The 15,772-nt window shown below is 70.5% G+C and carries 12 protein-coding genes, 2 tRNA genes and 2 pseudogenes; 4 read left to right on the top strand and 12 right to left on the bottom strand.

The features are described 5' to 3' along the window. Positions 1–987: bifunctional folylpolyglutamate synthase/dihydrofolate synthase (locus VR44_RS14810; protein WP_045947944.1), on the bottom strand; the 987-nt coding region annotated here is incomplete at its 3' end. 118 nt (positions 988–1,105) lie between these two features. Between VR44_RS14810 and VR44_RS14805 the strand changes: the two genes are divergently transcribed. Then, a complete protein-coding gene (locus VR44_RS14805; RefSeq protein WP_045947943.1) occupies positions 1,106–2,155 on the top strand; it encodes a rod shape-determining protein in 1,050 nt (349 codons plus the stop codon). 30 nt (positions 2,156–2,185) lie between these two features. On the opposite strand, the gene VR44_RS47135 is transcribed toward VR44_RS14805, so the two are convergent. Together VR44_RS47135 and VR44_RS14800 are read right to left on the bottom strand one after the other, a co-directional pair. Further along, entirely contained in the window at positions 2,186–3,208 is a 1,023-nt protein-coding gene (locus tag VR44_RS47135) for a sensor histidine kinase (RefSeq protein WP_245691808.1), read from the bottom strand. 261 nt (positions 3,209–3,469) lie between these two features. Beyond that, positions 3,470–6,061 (bottom strand): annotated as a pseudogene (locus tag VR44_RS14800) (valine--tRNA ligase); the annotation flags it as partial. Positions 6,062–6,159: 98 nt separating this feature from the next. On the opposite strand from VR44_RS14800, the gene VR44_RS14795 reads away from it, so the two are divergent. Together VR44_RS14795 and VR44_RS14790 are read left to right on the top strand one after the other, a co-directional pair. Next, complete coding sequence (locus tag VR44_RS14795) at positions 6,160–6,789, top strand: hypothetical protein (RefSeq protein WP_045947942.1); 630 nt, start codon at positions 6,160–6,162, stop codon at positions 6,787–6,789. A 92-nt stretch (positions 6,790–6,881) separates the two neighbouring features. Next, a complete protein-coding gene (locus VR44_RS14790) occupies positions 6,882–7,859 on the top strand; it encodes a hypothetical protein (protein ID WP_045947941.1) in 978 nt (325 codons plus the stop codon). A 48-nt stretch (positions 7,860–7,907) separates the two neighbouring features. Here the strand turns inward: VR44_RS14790 and VR44_RS44985 are convergent, their stop codons facing one another. The 6 genes and pseudogenes from VR44_RS44985 to VR44_RS14765 form a co-directional block, all read right to left on the bottom strand. Then, entirely contained in the window at positions 7,908–8,180 is a 273-nt protein-coding gene (locus tag VR44_RS44985) for a hypothetical protein (protein WP_157880294.1), read from the bottom strand. Between the two features lie 176 nt (positions 8,181–8,356). Beyond that, positions 8,357–9,643: an ATP-dependent Clp protease ATP-binding subunit ClpX gene (clpX, locus tag VR44_RS14785; RefSeq protein ID WP_007264060.1), complete on the bottom strand. Its 1,287-nt coding sequence runs from the start codon at positions 9,641–9,643 to the stop codon at positions 8,357–8,359. A 153-nt stretch (positions 9,644–9,796) separates the two neighbouring features. Further along, positions 9,797–10,465 (bottom strand): ATP-dependent Clp protease proteolytic subunit, encoded by a 669-nt coding sequence (locus VR44_RS14780; protein ID WP_045947945.1) that lies wholly within the window; start codon positions 10,463–10,465, stop codon positions 9,797–9,799. 83 nt (positions 10,466–10,548) lie between these two features. Continuing rightward, on the bottom strand, positions 10,549–11,166 hold the full coding sequence (locus VR44_RS14775) for an ATP-dependent Clp protease proteolytic subunit (protein ID WP_045947940.1): 618 nt from the start codon (positions 11,164–11,166) through the stop codon (positions 10,549–10,551). Between the two features lie 276 nt (positions 11,167–11,442). Continuing rightward, positions 11,443–12,845, bottom strand: a pseudogene (gene tig / locus VR44_RS14770) (trigger factor). A 165-nt stretch (positions 12,846–13,010) separates the two neighbouring features. Then, positions 13,011–13,087 (bottom strand) — tRNA-Pro (locus VR44_RS14765). Between the two features lie 181 nt (positions 13,088–13,268). Between VR44_RS14765 and VR44_RS14760 the strand changes: the two genes are divergently transcribed. Further along, positions 13,269–13,339: transfer RNA gene (locus tag VR44_RS14760), tRNA-Gly, on the top strand. 96 nt (positions 13,340–13,435) lie between these two features. Here VR44_RS14760 and VR44_RS41955 read toward each other — a convergent pair. The 3 genes from VR44_RS41955 to VR44_RS14745 all read right to left on the bottom strand — a co-directional run bounded on the left by VR44_RS41955 (position 13,436) and on the right by VR44_RS14745 (position 15,659). Then, on the bottom strand, positions 13,436–13,630 hold the full coding sequence (locus tag VR44_RS41955; RefSeq protein WP_030229627.1) for a hypothetical protein: 195 nt from the start codon (positions 13,628–13,630) through the stop codon (positions 13,436–13,438). Positions 13,631–13,818: 188 nt separating this feature from the next. Then, positions 13,819–14,274 carry an HD domain-containing protein gene (locus VR44_RS14750; protein ID WP_045947938.1) on the bottom strand — a complete coding sequence of 152 codons (456 nt, stop codon included), beginning with the start codon at positions 14,272–14,274 and terminating at the stop codon, positions 13,819–13,821. Further along, positions 14,271–15,659, bottom strand: coding sequence for a pyridoxal phosphate-dependent decarboxylase family protein (locus VR44_RS14745; protein ID WP_045947937.1), 1,389 nt, complete (start codon positions 15,657–15,659; stop codon positions 14,271–14,273). Before VR44_RS14745 ends, VR44_RS14750 begins: the two co-directional genes overlap by 4 nt. Positions 15,660–15,772: the final 113 nt, after the last annotated feature.

Raw genomic sequence — 15,772 nt, 5'->3', positions numbered from 1 at the left:
GTGCGCCATGTGGGCGCCGTACAGCGGCAGGAAGATGTTGTCGTACTCGCCGCCCATCCCGCGCAGGGTCAGCATCTGGCCGCCGACCGCCACCTCGCGGGAGACCACGCCGAACTCCATGCCCTCACGGGCCACGGTCGCGTCGACCTCCACGGCCCGCTTCAGCAGCACCTGCGCCGCGTCCACCGGCTGCTGCGCGAGGATCACGGTGGCGTCCTGCTTGATGATGCCGCCCTTCTCCCCCGCGATCTCACCGGGCGTGGAGCCCAGCCGGTCCGTGTGGTCCAGGCTGATCGGGGTGATGACGGCGACCGACGCGTCGATCACGTTGGTGGCGTCCCAGGTGCCGCCCATGCCGACCTCGATCACGGCCGCGTCCACCGGCGCGTCCGCGAAGGCCGCGTAGGCCATGCCGGTGAGGACCTCGAAGAAGGACAGCCGGAAGTCCTCGGCGGCGTCGACCATCTCCACGTACGGCTTGATGTCGTGGTAGGTCTCGATGAACCGCTCGGCGCTGATCGGCGCCCCGTCCAGGCTGATCCGCTCCGTGACGGACTGGACGTGCGGGCTGGTGTAGCGGCCGGTCCGCAGCTCGAAGGCGTTCAGCAGGGCCTCGATCATGCGGGCCGTGCTGGTCTTGCCGTTCGTACCGGTGACGTGGATCGTCGGGTAGGCGCGCTGGGGCTGGCCCAGGACGTCCATCAGCGCCTCGATGCGGCTGACGGACGGGTCCAGCTTGGTCTCGCCCCAGCGGGTGGCGAGCTCCTGCTCCACCTCCAGCAGCGCCTTGGCCACCTCGGGGTCCTCGGGGCGGGCGGGCACCGGGTCGCCCGAGGGCGGGCCGGCCTGGGCGCGCAGGGTGCGGCTGCCGGCCTCGATCACCGCCAGGTCGGGGTCTCGGTCGGCTTCTTCCGCCACTATCTGGTCGAACTCGTCGAACGTGCCGTCGCGGTCGCGGTCCTGGCCCTCGGGCTGCTGCTCACTCACAGCCCCCAGTCTACGGACGCGTACCCCGGGGACCTTCGGCCCGGCCGTTTCGGGACCTTCGGCGGCGAAAGCGACCGGATCGTTATGCAAGCCTTGCGGACGGGAGATTGGGGAACAAATGCCGCAGGCCAGTACCGACAAGACCGCCTCCAGCCGGGACATAGGCATAGACCTGGGGACCGCGAACACCCTCGTCTACGCCCGCGGACACGGGATCGTCCTCAATGAGCCGTCCGTGGTAGCGGTCAAGGCGGGCACGACCACCGCGCTCGCCGTCGGCACGGAGGCCAAGGAGACCATCGGCCGCACCCCGGGCTCCATCACCGCGATCCGCCCCCTCAAGGACGGGGTGATCTGCGACTACGAGGCGGCCGAGGAGATGATCCGGCACTTCGTCCGCAAGGCGGTCCCCGGCCGGCGGCCCCGCACCCGGATGGTGATCTGCGTACCGTCCGGGGTCACTCCGGTCGAACGGCGGGCCATCGTCCACGCCTCCACCCGGGCCGGCGCCCGGTCCGTGCACCTGATCGAGGAGCCCATGGCGGCCGCGATCGGGGCCGGGCTGCCGGTGGCCGAGGCGCGCGGCTCGATGGTCGTGGACATCGGCGGCGGCACCTCAGAGGTGGCCGTCATCTCCCTCGGCGGGATCGTGACCTCGCAGTCCCTGAGGATCGGCGGGGACCGCCTCGACAGCGCGATCATGGACCATGTGCGCAAGGAGCACTCCCTGCTCATCGGCGAGCGCACCGCCGAGGACGTGAAGGTCGCGATCGGCTCGGCCTGGCCCGTCCCGGAGCGGCCGGAGCTGGAGACCCGTACCTTCACCGTGCGCGGCCGGGAGCGGGTCGGCGGCATGCCCAAGACCCTGGAGCTGACCGCGGCCGACGTGCGGGCCGCGCTGGACGAGCCGGTCGAGGCGATCATCGCCGCGGTGCGCGCCACCCTGGAGGAGTGCCCGCCCGAGCTGTCGGGGGACGTCATGGAGCACGGCATCGTCCTCACCGGCGGCGGTGCGCTGCTGCCCGGCCTGGACCTGCGCATGGCCTCCGCGACGGGCATCCCGGTGTTCGTGGCCGACGCGCCCCTGGACTGCGTGGCCCTCGGTTCGGGGCGCTGCGTGGAGGACCTGGACGCGCTGGGGTCGCTGCTGTCCCCGGCGAAGGCCTGACCGGGCGCCGGAGGCTCCGGCGGCCCGGGGTCAGCCGCGGGGCAGGGTCGCGACGACCTCGTACCGGTCCTCGCCTCGACGTGCCGTCAGGTTCCCGCCCACGCTGCGGACGCGCTCGGCCATGCTCGCCGTGCCCGAGCCGGCCGAGACCGGCGCCCGGCCCGGGGTGCGGACCGGGAGGGGGTTGCTGACGGCGATCCTCAGGTGCGGGCCGTCCACCCGGACCGACACCTCGATGGTCTCCCCCTGCGCGTGCTTGGCCGCGTTCGTCAGGCACTCCTGCACCACCCGGTAGACCGCCGCCTGCCGCAGCGGGGAGAGGGCGTGGGCCTGCGGGTCCATGGTGAGCCGGACCGGCGATCCGGCCCGTCCGCTCTCCTCGGCCAGCGCCGCCAGCCCCTCCACCCCCGGGGTCGCGGCCCGCTCCCCCCGCTGCACGATGATCTCGTTCAGCACCAGGTGGGCCCGGCGGGCCGTGTCGGACAGCTCCTCGAAGTCCTTGGCGTACGGGGTCTCCCGCGCCCGCATCGACAGCGCCTCGGAGCGCACCGTCAGCAGGGTCAGCTCCCGTCCGACGAAGTCGTGGACGTCGCGGGCGACGGAGGTCCGCTCCTGCTGGACGGCGTGCAGCACGGCCGCCTCGGCACGCCGGGCCTCCAGCTCGCGCACCAGGTCGTGCCGGTACGCGGCGATCCCGACGGCGGAGGCGAGCACCCCGATGGGCACGACCAGACTGAGGAAGGCGCTGAGCGTCTCCGCCTTCGGCTCGGGCCAGCCCGGCAGGCAGAACACGGCGAGCGCGAAGGCGACGTAGCCGGTGGTGGCCAGGACCGCCGCCCGCCGGCCCCGGTAGCGGCCGACGGAGTACAGGGCGAACTGGATCAGGGTCAGCTCGTGCAGCCAGCCGATGAAGAGCAGCGCGGTGAGGTACGGCGCCCACGGCAGCCGGCGCCGCACCAGCAGGGTCGTACTGCCGGCCGCCAGCGCCAGGGCCGCCTGCCAGCCGTTGAGCGAGTTGTCGGCGGCGGCCAGGCCCGGCAGGTCCAGCGCCATCAGGCCCAGGCAGCTCAGGGCCGCGAGGGCGTCCTGTGCCCGGGGCGAGGCGCCCCAGCCCTCGGCGAGCCGGCGCCCGGAGGCCACGGCCCGGTGCAGTACCGGGACGGAGGGCTTCAGGTGCATGGACCCATCATGCGTGGTCCGCGCCCGGGATCGGCTCGGCCGAATGGACATATGAGGTGACATGCGGCACCCCGTACCGGGTCGAACGGCTCGGGACGGGCATGCGACAGGCCCCCCGCGCGGTCGTGACGAGGCCTGGATCCGGGCGATGTCCGCCTCGGCCTTGGCCAGCCGGCCCTTGATCTTGTCCACGACGTTGTCGGGGGCCTTCGCCAGGAAGGCCTCGTTCCCGAGCTTCGCCTCGGCCTGCTGCTTCTCCTTCTCGGCGGCGCCGAGGTCCTTGGAGAGGCGCTTGCGCTCGGCGGCCACGTCGATGGTCCCCGACAGGTCGAGGGCGACCGTGGCGCCGGCGACCGGCAGGGTGGCGGTGGCGCTGAAGCCCTCGCCCTCCGGCTGGAGGCGCAGCAGCTGACGGATGGCACCCTCGTGCGCGGCCAGCGCGGTACCCGCCAGGTCCAGGCGGGCCGGGACCTTCTGGCCCGGCTGCAGGCCCTGGTCGGCGCGGAACCGGCGGACCTCGGTGACGACGGCCTGGAGGTTCTCGATCTCCTTCTCGGCGGCCTCGTCGCGGAAGCCGCTGTCCTCGGGCCAGTCGGCGACCACGAGGGACTCGCCGCCCGTGAGGGTGGTCCACAGCGTCTCGGTGACGAACGGGACGACCGGGTGCAGCAGGCGCAGCATGGTGTCCAGGACCTCGCCGAGGACCCGGCCGGAGACCTGCGCGCCCTCGCCGCCCGCGAAGAAGGTCGTCTTCGACAGCTCGACGTACCAGTCGAAGACCTCGTCCCACGCGAAGTGGTACAGGGCCTCGCTCAGCTTCGAGAACTGGAAGTCCTCGTAGTACGCGTCGACCTGCGCGACGGTCTTGTTCAGGCGGGAGAGGATCCAGCGGTCGGTGGCCGACATCTTCTCGACCGGCGGCAGCTCGCCCTCGACCGTCGCGCCGTTCATCAGCGCGAAACGGGTGGCGTTCCAGATCTTGTTGGCGAAGTTGCGGGAGGCCTGGACCCAGTCCTCGCCGATCGGCACGTCGGTGCCCGGGTTGGCGCCCTTGGCCAGGGTGAAGCGGACGGCGTCGGAGCCGTACTTGTCCATCCAGTCCAGCGGGTCGACGACGTTGCCGAAGGACTTCGACATCTTCTTGCCGCGCTCGTCGCGGACCAGGCCGGTCAGGGCGATGGTCTTGAACGGGACCTCGCCGTCCATGGCGTACAGGCCGAACATCATCATCCGGGCGACCCAGAAGAAGATGATGTCGTGGCCGGTCAGCAGGACGTCGGTGGAGTAGAACTTCGCCAGGTCCGGGGTCTTCTCCGGCCAGCCCAGGGTGGAGAAGGGCCACAGGCCGGAAGAGAACCAGGTGTCGAGGACGTCGGTGTCCTGGGTCCAGCCCTCGCCCGTCGGCGGCTGCTCGTCGGGGCCGACGCAGACGACCTCACCGTCCGGGCCGTACCAGACCGGGATGCGGTGGCCCCACCACAGCTGGCGGGAGATGCACCAGTCGTTGAGGTTGTCGACCCAGTCGAAGTAGCGCCGCTCCATCTCCTGCGGGTGGATCTTGACCCGGCCGTCACGGACCGCGTCACCGGCGTTCTTCGCGAGGGTCTCGACCTTGACCCACCACTGGAGGGACAGCCGGGGCTCGATGGTGGTGCTGCAGCGCGAGCAGTGACCGACGGAGTGCAGGTACGGGCGCTTCTCGGCGACGATCCGGCCCTGCTCGCGCAGGGCGCCGACGACCGCGGACCGGGCCTCGAACCGGTCCAGGCCCAGGAAGGGGCCGTGGACGGTGATGACACCGTGTTCGTCCATGATCGTCATGTTGGGCAGGCCGTGGCGCTGCCCGATGGCGAAGTCGTTCGGGTCGTGGGCGGGCGTCACCTTGACGCAGCCGGTGCCGAACTCGGGGTCGACGTGCGCGTCCGCGACGACCGGGATCGAGCGGTCGGTGAGCGGCAGCTTGATGAGCTTGCCGACCAGGTGCTTGTAGCGCTCGTCGTCCGGGTGGACGGCGATGGCGGTGTCACCGAGCATCGTCTCGGCGCGGGTGGTGGCGACGACGAGGGTGTCCTCGCCCTCCCCGTACTTGATGGAGACCAGCTCGCCGGCGTCCTCCTGGTACTCCACCTCGATGTCGGAGATGGCCGTGAGGCAGCGGGGACACCAGTTGATGATGCGCTCGGCGCGGTAGATCAGCTCGTCGTCGTAGAGCTTCTTGAAGATGGTCTGGACGGCCTTGGACAGGCCCTCGTCCATGGTGAACCGCTCGCGCGACCAGTCGACGCCGTCACCGAGTCGGCGCATCTGGCCGAGGATCTTGCCGCCGTACTCTTCCTTCCACTGCCAGACGCGCTCGACGAACTCCTCGCGCCCCAGGTCGTGGCGGGACTTGCCCTCCTCGGCGAGCTGCTGCTCGACCTTGTTCTGGGTGGCGATGCCGGCGTGGTCCATGCCGGGCAGCCACAGCGACTCGAAGCCCTGCATCCGCTTGCGGCGGGTCAGGGCGTCCATGAGCGTGTGCTGGAAGGCGTGGCCCAGGTGGAGGGAGCCGGTGACGTTCGGCGGCGGGATGACGATGGTGTACGCGGGCTTCTCGCTCGCGGCGTCGGCGGTGAAGTAGCCACGCTCTACCCAGCGCTCGTAGAGCTTCCCCTCTACCTCGGCCGGCGCGTACTGGGTCGGCAGTTCGGAGTTGGGGGCACTGGGTGTCTGCGTGTTCTCGGTCACGGGGCACAGGATACGGCGGGGCCCGCCCGCGTCACGAATCCATTCCACAGCGGGCGCTCCCGTTGACCCCGGCCGGTCCGGGGACGTCTCATGCGCCCATGAACGAGATCACCCCGCCCGCCACCTTCCCCTACCAGCCAATATCGCCCGCGCGGCGCAAGCGCAAGCAGGTCCTCGGCGCAGCCGGGACCGTACTGGGCCTCGCGGCGGGGGCGTTCCTCGGCAAGTGGGCCGTGCACGCGGCCCTCGGCGGCCCCGAGGACGCCGGCCGGTACAAGCTGGTCCCGCCCGCGTCCTTCCAGGGGCTGGCCCTCCAGGAGTCCGGGCCGCGGGTCGACGCGATCAAGCAGGGTCAGGGCACTCCCAAGAAGGGCACGACGCCGGTGGCCGTGGTCTACGCCGACCCGTCGGGCACCGCCCAGCTGGTGGTCAGCGGCGCCGCCGGAACCTTCACGGACGACGACCCCGGGGCCGCCCTCACCCGCGGCCTGCACGACATGGGCGTCAACGGGGCCGTCACGGAGGACTCCGGCGCCCCGGCGGGCGGGGCGATGCGCTGCGGGACGGTGCCCGTGGGGGCGGAGCAGCTGACGATGTGCATGTGGGCCGACCACAGCTCACTGGTCACGGTCACCGTCCCCGTCGAGAACAAGCCGGTCGCGCTCGACGCGCTGGCGGCGCAGACGCGTGCGCTGCGGGGTGCGATGGAGGTACCAGCAGGGTCGTAGTTCGGTAACGGCCCGGACCCCGATGCCCCCGCCGCCCAGGCCTTCCGCCAGGATGTGTGAAACGGATAAGGAACCTCACAGGGGGACTCGGGATGAGTTACAACCAGCCAGGGCCGTACGGCCAGCAGCCGCAGCAGCCGGGCCCCTACGGGCAGCAGCCCCCGCCGCCGCCGAACCCGTACGGCCAGCAGCCCCAGCAGCCGGCCTACGGCTACCCCCAGCAGGCCCCGCCGCCGGCCTACCCCCAGCCGACCCCTCCCCCGCCGCCGGGCTACCCCCAGCAGGGCGGCTACCAGACGCCGCCGGCCCCGCAGCCCGCGTACGGCTACCAGCAGCAACCCCCGCAGCAGGGCTACATGCCCCCGCCGGCACCCCCGAAGAAGTCGAAGGCGGGCCCGATCATCGCGGTGATCGCAGTGGTGGCCGTCATCGGCGGCGCCGGCTGGTGGTTCCTGGGCGGCTCGGGCGGGGTCTCCGACGCCACGAAGGGCTACAAGCTGGCTTTCCCCGCTGCGGTCGACAGCTACCAGAAGGCGCCTGACGCCACCGGAGCAGCAGCGGCGTCCGAGGCCCCGCTGACCGGGGACAAGAAGACGAAGGCTGAAGCGCTCGGCGTACAGAACGCCCACAGCGCGAACGCCAAGTACCAGGTGGGTACGGACCCGAAGGGCAAGTCGCTCTCCGCCAGCGGGCTCTGGGGCGACATCGCCGATCCCGCCAAGGCGATCGACAATTACTACGCCGGCCTCAGCCAGAACAACCCCGAAGCCGAGAAGATCGGCTTCAAGTATGAGGTGGTCGGCACTCCGAAGGAGTTCAGCCCGGCGGGGTTCAAGGGCGCTGTGATGAAGTGCGCCTACGTGAAGCTGGTCAACCTCAAGCCCGCTGCCACGGGCAAGGAGCCCAAGGAGATCCAGGTTCCGTCCTGCGCCTGGGGCGACCACTCGACGCTGGTCGGAGTGAACGCCATCGACCCGGCGGTGCTTCTGGTCGGCGGCAGCAGCGGCACCCTTGACGAGGTGGCCGCGCTGGCCGCGAAGCTTTACAACACCAGCCGGACCAAGGCCTGATCCAGCCCTCGGGGGCCGAGTGCGGACTGGGCCCCCGAGGTGGCAGTGTCAGCGCGCAGCCTGGTAACACGCCTCGTCGGCGTGACTCACGGGCACACCAACATTTACCAGGATCTGCCAGCAGACCGTCTTGCCCACCAGGCCGGATTCGCCATTGCTGCACGCATTCTGAACGTTGGGGCCAACCCGGTAACCCATGTTTCGCATGTAATTGGTGCAGTCCGTGAACGATGCCTGTGCCGGCGAGGCCACGAGGACCGGCAGCGCACCTGCCATCGCCGTCGCCGCGAGAATCCCGATCGTCCGTCGTGCCCTGGTCATGCATCCACCTCATACAGAGTCAATCTCTTACCGGGTGGTAGCCAATCAGCGAGCTCTCCGGGAGTCCATAGAGAATCGAACGAAAGGCCGAATATGGTGGCCTGACCGGCTGATCCTCAACGTCAGAAGGGGCGCTCCCATCGGGAGCGCCCCTTCCGCGTGCAACAACAGTGCGGCTACGCCGACTTCTCGTGCGGGCCCTGGTCCTTCGGGACGATGCGGGGGACCAGGGTGGGGTTGACGTTCGAGCGGACCACGTCCGCCGTGATGACCACGCGGGCCACGTCCTTGCGGGACGGGACCTCGTACATCACCGACATCAGGACCTCTTCCATGATGGCGCGCAGGCCGCGCGCGCCCGTCTGGCGGAGGATGGCCTGGTCGGCGATGGCCTCCAGGGCCTCGCGCTCGAAGTCCAGTTCCACGCCGTCGAGTTCGAACAGGCGCTGGTACTGCTTCACCAGCGCGTTGCGCGGCTCGACCAGGATCTGGAGGAGGGCCTCGCGGTCCAGGTTGTGGACCGAGGTGATGACGGGGAGACGGCCGATGAACTCCGGGATCATCCCGAACTTCACCAGGTCCTCCGGCATGACCTCCTGGAACTGGTCGCTCGCCTCGATCTCCCGCTTCGAGCGGATCGTCGCCCCGAAGCCGATGCCCTTGGCGCCCGCGCGCGACTCGATGATCTTCTCGAGGCCGGCGAAGGCGCCGCCCACGATGAAGAGCACGTTCGTCGTGTCGATCTGGATGAACTCCTGGTGCGGGTGCTTGCGTCCGCCCTGCGGCGGGACCGAGGCGGTCGTGCCTTCCAGGATCTTCAGGAGGGCCTGCTGGACGCCCTCGCCCGAGACGTCGCGCGTGATCGACGGGTTCTCGCTCTTGCGGGCGACCTTGTCGATCTCGTCGATGTAGATGATCCCGGTCTCGGCCTTCTTGACGTCGTAGTCCGCCGCCTGGATCAGCTTGAGGAGGATGTTCTCCACGTCCTCGCCCACGTAGCCGGCCTCCGTCAGGGCGGTGGCGTCGGCGATGGCGAACGGGACGTTCAGCATGCGGGCCAGAGTCTGGGCCAGCAGGGTCTTGCCGGAGCCCGTGGGGCCCAGCAGCAGGATGTTGGACTTCGCGAGTTCGATCGCGTCGTCACGGCCCTGCGCGCCGCCGTTCTCGCCGGCCTGGACGCGCTTGTAGTGGTTGTAGACCGCTACCGAGAGGGCCTTCTTCGCCGGCTCCTGGCCGACGACGTAGCTCTCCAGGAACTCGTAGATCTCACGGGGCTTGGGGAGTTCCTCCCACCGGACCTCGGAGGTCTCCGCGAGCTCCTCTTCGATGATCTCGTTGCAGAGGTCGATGCACTCGTCGCAGATGTACACACCGGGTCCTGCGATGAGCTTCTTCACCTGCTTCTGGCTCTTCCCGCAGAACGAGCACTTGAGCAGGTCGCCGCCGTCACCGATGCGTGCCACGAGGTGCTTCCCCTTCGCCTGGGAGACGCTTGGTTCAGCGCTCCTGGTGCCTCATATCCGACGGTACCTTGCCGGGGGCCCCGTACGGGGCCCCCTTGACGCGGTTCACATCGCAGAATCCTGCGGTGCGTCCGCGCCAACTGGCGGCAAGGATCAGGCCGCGTTCATCTTGCGGGTCGAGACGATCTGGTCGATCAGGCCGTAGGCCAGTGCGTCCTCGGCCGTGAGGATCTTGTCGCGCTCGATGTCGTCGCGGATCTTCTCGATCGGCGTGGTCGAGTGCTTGGCCAGCATGGTCTCCAGCTGGTCGCGCATGCGCAGGATCTCGTTGGCCGCGATCTCCAGGTCGGAGAGCTGCTCGCGGCCGGTGCCGCCGGACGGCTGGTGGATCAGCACGCGGGCGTTCGGGAGGGCCATGCGCTTGCCCGGGGTGCCGGCGGCGAGCAGGACCGCGGCGGCGGAGGCCGCCTGGCCCATGCAGACCGTCTGGATGTCGGGCTTCACGAACTGCATCGTGTCGTAGATGGCCGTCAGCGCCGTGAAGGAGCCGCCGGGGCTGTTGATGTAGATCGAGATGTCGCGGTCCGGGTCCATCGACTCCAGGCACAGCAGCTGCGCCATGACGTCGTTGGCGGAGGCGTCGTCGATCTGCACGCCGAGGAAGATCACGCGCTCCTCGAAGAGCTTCGCGTACGGGTCGTACTCGCGCACGCCCTGCGAGGTGCGCTCGACGAAGCGCGGGACGACGTAGCGGTTGTCCACCTGCGGGCCGGAGTAGAGGCCGCTCGCGGAGAAGTTGTTCTGCATCTGGGTGTTCACCATCCTGGTGGCGTTCTGCGGGCTGGGGGTGCCTGGACGGGCGGGCTGGCGCACGGCGGTCCGTGCCGCCGGGGCCGGGGCCGGGGTCAGGCCCCGGTGCCGCCGCCGCCCGGGACCAGGGACGCGGCGGAGATGATCTCGTCGATGAGGCCGTACTCCTTGGCCTCCTCCGCCGTGAACCAGCGGTCGCGGTCGCCGTCGCGGATGATGGCCTCCACGGTCTGGCCCGAGTGGTGCGCGGTGATCTCGGCCATGCGCTGCTTGGTGCGCAGCAGGTACTGGGCCTGGATCTTGATGTCCGACGCGGTGCCGCCGATGCCGGCGGAGCCCTGGTGCATCAGGATGTCGGTGTTCGGGAGCGCGAAGCGCTTGCCCGGGGTACCGCCGGTGAGCAGGAACTGGCCCATGGAGGCGGCCATGCCCATGCCGATGGTGATGACGTCGTTCGGGATGTACTGCATGGTGTCGTAGATCGCCATGCCGGCCGTCACGGAGCCACCCGGGCTGTTGATGTACAGGTAGATGTCCTTGTCCGGGTCCGCGGCCAGGAGAAGGAGCTGCGCCGTGATCTTGTTGGCGATCTCGTCGTCGACCTGCTGGCCGAGGAAGATGATGCGCTCGCCGAGCAGCCGGTTGTAGACATGGTCGCCGAGGCCGCCACCGATGGACGGCTCACCCGCGGCGTAAGGCTTCAGATTCGTCACGTATCCACCTGCTCGTCTCCGACGGCCACATGCCGTCTCAGCGTCTCGTTCTGGGGCGCGGACCGGCCGGTGGTGCGATGCCCCGCCGGCTCCGGGTAGTCCCGTGCCCTCGTATTCATGGACCCTAACGCGCAGGTCGGACAACGCCATCCCGCTTCCCGAACTGTTCGCTCGGAGCGCAAGGTCCCGAGGGCCCGCGGAGGGCGTGCGGAAGGGCCCGTACGCGGCTGCGTACGGGCCCTTCGCGGCACTGCTCAGCGGGCTGCGCCCGGGGTGTTACTTGGCCTCGTCGGCCTTCGCCTCGTCGTCACCCTCGACGGCGGCCTCGACGACCTCGGCGGCCGCCTCGACCTCGTCCTCGTCGTCGGAGAGGTCGATGACCTCACCCTTGGTGTCGACGACCTTGGCGGCCTCGACGACGACCGCGAGGGCCTTGCCGCGGGCGACCTCGCCGACGAGCATCGGGACCTGGCCACCCTCGACGACTGCCTGGGCGAACTGGTCGGGGGACATGCCCGAGGACTGCGCGCGGCGCATGAGGTGCTCGGTGAGCTCCTCCTGGTTGACGCCCAGCTTCTCCTTGTTGACCAGGGCGTCCAGCAGGAACTGGGTCTTGATGCCCTTGACGGCCTGCTCGCGGGTCTCGGCGTCGAACTCCTCGACCGTCTTGCCCTGGATCTCGAGGAACTTCTCGAGGTTCAGGCCCATCTGGCCGAGCTGGTGGTGCTCGAGGTTGTGCTTGCGGGTGTTGACCTCGTCCTCGAGGAGCTTCTCCGGGACGGGGATCTCGGCGAGCTCGAGGAACTTCTCCAGCACGCGCTCCTGGGCCTGGGTGGCCTGGTCGTACTGCTTCATGTTCTCGAGGCGCTTGCGGCTGTCCGCCTTGAGCTCCTCGAGGGTGTCGAACTCGCTCGCCATCTGGGCGAACTCGTCGTCCAGCTCCGGCAGCTCGCGGGCGGAGACCTTGGTGACCTTGACGCCTTGACGGTGACCTCGGCGTCCTTGCCCTCGGCGGAGCCGCCCTTCAGCTGCGAGGTGAAGGTGGCCTCGCCACCGGCCTCGAGGCCCTTGACGGCCTCGTCGATGCCGTCGAGGAGCTCGCCCGAGCCGATGGTGTAGGAGACGTCGGTGGCGACACCGTCCTCCAGGACCTCGCCGTCGACCTTGGCCTCCAGGTCGATGGTGACGACGTCACCCTCGGCGGCGGCGCGCTCGACGTCCTTGGTGGACGCGAAGCGGCTGCGCAGCTGCTCGACCGACTTCTCGACGTCCTCGTCCGAGACCTCGACCGCGTCGACCTCGACCTCGATGCCGGAGTAGTCCGGGATCTCGATCTCGGGGCGGACGTCCACCTCGGCGGTGAAGGCCAGCAGCTCGCCGTCCTTCAGCTCGGTGATGTCGACCTCCGGCTGGCCCAGCGGGTTCAGCTCGGCCTCGTTGATCGCCTCGGTGTAGAACTTCGGGAGGGCGTCGTTGACGGCCTCCTCCAGCACCGCACCGCGGCCGAAGCGCTGGTCGATGACGCGGGCAGGGATCTTGCCCTTGCGGAAGCCCTTCACCGTGACCTGCTGGTTGATCTTCTTGTACGCCGCGTCGAGGCTGTCCTTGAGCTCCTCGAAGGGCACCTCGACAGTGAGCCGAACCCGAGTCGGGTTCAGGGTCTCCACGGCGCTCTTCACGGTTCGGTCTCCTTGTGGCTGACTGCTGGGGGTTCTGCCGGAACGCTGTGAATCAGCGGCCTCGGCGGATTCGGCCCGGTACATCAGACACACGGGCACGCAGCTTGCATAGTAACCGCAAGCGGCAATCAGCCCACAACGCGATCTTCGTGGGGACACTGCTGGTGGTCGGGGTGGCCGGATTCGAACCGACGACCTTCCGCTCCCAAAGCGGACGCGCTACCAAGCTGCGCCACACCCCGTCGGTGCGACACGTAGGGTACATGCCCGAAGACGCTCCGGCGCCCCCGGTTTTCCCGCCGGGCGTACGCGGCGCGCGACACGGGCGGGGCCCCGGCGCTCGAAAGTGGTGTGCACTCCCCCTGCGCGACCCGCTAGGATGCTGTCCGTGCCGAGGTCCGACGGACCTGCGGCGCGTGCTGTGCGGGTGTAGCTCAATGGTAGAGCCCTAGTCTTCCAAACTAGCTACGCGGGTTCGATTCCCGTCACCCGCTCTGAACGGCTCAGGGCCGGGTCGAGGACTGCTCCTCGACCCGGCCCTGACGCGTTTCCGCGGCGAGGCGCAGCGGCGCGCCGGCGCCGCGGCGCTCTCAGAGCTTGATGCCGGCGATGGTGTCGGCGAGGGAGTTCAGGAAGCGGTTGACGTCCGGGGCGATGGAGCTGGACGCCAGGAAGAAACCGAAGAGGACGGCGACGATCGCCGGGCCCGCCTTCATGTGCTTGCCGCGGATCAGGATCACCAGGATGACCGCCAACAGAACCACCACTGACAGCGAAATGGCCACTTCTGATCACACCTTCGGTCGTCCCCTGGCCGGCCCCGGGGGCATGCCCGCGCACACCCCCACATGGACCATCCTCCCACCAACCGGGCCCTCCTATCCGCCTCGTGACGAATCGGCGGCACGCCTTTCCCGTCAAGCACACACGAATCGGGCACATTTCGGGCGGGAGAGGAGCGCCGGGCGGGAGGTCAGGGGGCGGTGATGCCGAGGAGGGAGCGGACGCGGGCGTACTTGGCGGTCAGCCGGTCGCGGGTGGGCGCGTCCAGCACGGAGAGCCGTACGGGGTCCGCGTTGTGCGCGAGGTCCGCCTCCTTGACAAGGACGGCGCCGGGGGTGGCGAGGATGCGGGCCGTGTACTCCTCGAGCGGTTCTCCAGGGCGCTTCGTGAGCGCCAGGACCATGTCCTTGACCTCCTGGGGGAGGGCGGCCTCCGCGAGCTGCCCGGGGCTGAGCGCGTCGTCCTCGACGGAGTCGTGCAGCCAGGAGGCGGCCTGCTGGGCGGGGCTGCCGCCGCGCAGGCGGACGCCCTCGGCCACGGCCGCGAGGTGCTCGGCGTAGGGGCGGCCGGCCTTGTCGGTCTGGCCCTCGTGCGCGGAGCGGGCCAGGGCCTCGACCTCGGCGAGGGTGAGGGAGCGGTCGGTCATGCGATCTCCTTCGCTGCCGTACGCAGGGCTTCGGCGGTTCGGCGTACGTCGGCAGGTGTCGTACGCCAGTTGGAGAACGCGGCGCGCAGGGCCGGGGTTCCCCCGAGGACGGTGGGGGTCACGAAGACCTCGGCGGCGACGGCCTCGCGGAGGGCGGTCAGCCGTTCGGGGGTGGGGTCCTGGGCGAGGGTGAAGCAGACGACGTTGAGCCGGACGGGGGCGAGCAGCCGCAGGGCCGGGTCCCGGTCGAGGAGGTCGCCGAGGGCGCGGGCGCAGGCGGTGTCCCGTTCGACGATCTCGCGGTGACCCTCGCGGCCGTAGGCGCGCAGGGTGAACCAGGCGGCGAGGGCGCGCAGCCGGTGGGAGTTCTCCGGGGTGAGGTGGACCAGGTCGGGGTCGGCGCCCAGGGGGCCGAGGTAGGCGGCGGCGTTGGAGAAGACGCGGGCCTGGAGGTCGCGGCGGCGGGTGAACTGGACGGCGCTGTCGTAGGGGACGTTGAGCCACTTGTGGAGGTCGACGCAGACGGAGTCGGAGGCGTCGAGGCCCTCGGTGAGGTGGGCGTGGGCCGGGGAGAGGGCCGCGAAGGCGCCGAAGGCGGCGTCGGTGTGCAGCCAGAAGTCGTGGCGGTCCTTGAGGGCGGCGACGGCCCGGAGGTCGTCGAAGTCGACGGTGTTGACGGTGCCGGCGTTGGCGACGACGACGGCCGGGCCGGGGGTGTCGGCGAGGGCGCGGTCGAGGGCGGCGGGGTCGACGGCCTCGCGGCCGGGGAGGGTGGGCACCGGGACGAGGGCGGAGCGGCCGAGGCCGAGGACGGAGAGGGCCTTGGCGATGGAGGAGTGCGGGGCGCCGGAGAGGACGCGGACGGGGCCGAGCGCGGCGGCGCCGTCCTGGGCCGGGGAGACGCCGAGGCGCTCGCCGAGCCACTCGCGGGCGATGGCGAGGCCGACGGTGTTGGACTGGGTGGCTCCGCTGACGAAGGTGCCGGTGTGGGCGGCGCCCAGCCCGAAGAGCTCGCGCAGCCAGGAGACGGTCTCGCGCTCCAGGTGCTGGCCCGCGCCGTCCATGGCGGAGTTGGAGTTCTGGTCGTGGACGGCGGTGAGCCAGTCCCCCGCGAGGGCGGCGGGGGTGGCGCCGCCGGTGACGAAGCCGAGGTAGCGGGGGCCGGCGGAGGCGGAGAGGCGGGGCTCCCAGCGGGCCCGGAACTCGTCGAGCGCGGCAGCCGCGCCGGTGGCTTCCGCGGGGAGCGGGCGGGGCTCGGGCGGCCCGTCCTGCGGGGGCACGACGGGCCGCGTGTCCAGCCCCGCGAGGGCCTCGGCGGAGGCGTCCCTGACGGCGTCGAGGAGGGCGGGGAGGCGGGTGAGGTCGGCGGCGAGGGTGGCGTCCATGGGCGGACGGTATCCCCGGCGGGGGCGACCCGGACGGTCCAATCCCGACGCAGTGGCCCGGAACCCATGCCGCTGCCCGGCCGGGGGTGCGGGTGCGGGTGCCGCTGCGCGGA

The sequence above is a fragment of the Streptomyces katrae genome, assembly GCF_000966975.1.
GTDB lineage: Bacteria > Actinomycetota > Actinomycetes > Streptomycetales > Streptomycetaceae > Streptomyces > Streptomyces katrae.
This window is presented reverse-complemented; position numbering and strand designations above follow the sequence as displayed.